The sequence below is a fragment of the Streptomyces caeruleatus genome, from assembly GCF_001514235.1.
GTDB lineage: Bacteria > Actinomycetota > Actinomycetes > Streptomycetales > Streptomycetaceae > Streptomyces > Streptomyces caeruleatus.
The window spans coordinates 5,426-6,430 of sequence record NZ_KQ948961.1; the positions used below are offsets into that span (position 1 = coordinate 5,426).

General features: G+C 71.1%; 1 protein-coding gene. It reads left to right on the forward strand.

What is annotated here, in order from left to right; translation table 11 throughout:
* Positions 1 to 9 precede the first annotated feature (9 nt).
* Positions 10 to 1,005 (forward strand): alcohol dehydrogenase catalytic domain-containing protein (locus tag AQJ67_RS44175; protein ID WP_425264229.1); only part of this gene is annotated, 996 nt, incomplete at its 3' end.

A 1,005-nucleotide genomic window follows, 5' to 3' on the forward strand; every position in this document is an offset into this window, starting at 1 on the left:
TTGGTGGTGGTGACCCGGAACGCGGTGTCCACGGGATCGGCCGACCGGGTCGAGGACGTGGCCGGGGCCGGGGTGCAGGGGTTGGTGCGGTCGGCGCGGTCGGAGCATCCGGGCCGGTTCGGTCTGGTGGACGTCGACGGCGGCGCCGAGTCCTGGCAGTGCCTGCCCACTGTGCTCGCGCCTGGTGACGAGGACGACTTGGAACTCGCCGTACGGGCCGGACAGGCGTACTGCCCCCGGTTGACGCCTGCCCGCACCCGCGAGGTTCTGACTGTACCGGCGGGTGTGGGGGCGTGGCGGCTGGGGCTGGCCGGTCGGGGCAGTGTGGATGATCTGGTGTTGGTGCCGTCTCCTGAGGCTGAAGTCGCGTTGGAGGCCGGGCAGGTACGGATCGCGGTGCGCGCGGCGGGTCTGAACTTCCGTGACGTGCTGAATGTGCTGGGCATGTATCCGGGCGAGTCGTTCGCGTTGGGTGCCGAGGTCGCGGGTGTGGTGCTGGAGACAGGGTCCGGTGTGTCGAGCGTCGCGGTCGGTGACCGGGTGATGGCGATGGCGGTCGGCGGGTTCGGTCCGGCGGTGGTGGCTGATGCGCGGCTGGTGGCGCGGATCCCGGAGGGTTGGTCGTTCGCGCAGGCGGCCGGGGTGCCGGTGGCGTTCCTGACCGCGCTGTACGGGTTGCGCGAGACGGGCCGGTTGGAGGCGGGGCAGCGGGTGCTGGTCCATGCGGCTGCCGGTGGTGTGGGGATGGCTGCGGTGCAGCTGGCTCGCTTGTGGGGGGCGGAGGTTTTTGCGACGGCCGGTCCCGGCAAGCAGGAGACAGTACGTGGGCTGGGGGTGGCGCGGGACCACATCGCGTCGTCGCGGACCACGGAGTTCGCGGATCGCTTCACGGGGATGGATGTGGTCCTCAACAGCCTGGCGGGCGAGTTCGTGGACGCCTCGCTGGCAACCCTGCGTGAGGGAGGCAGGTTCGTCGAACTCGGCAAGACCGACCTCCGCGACGCC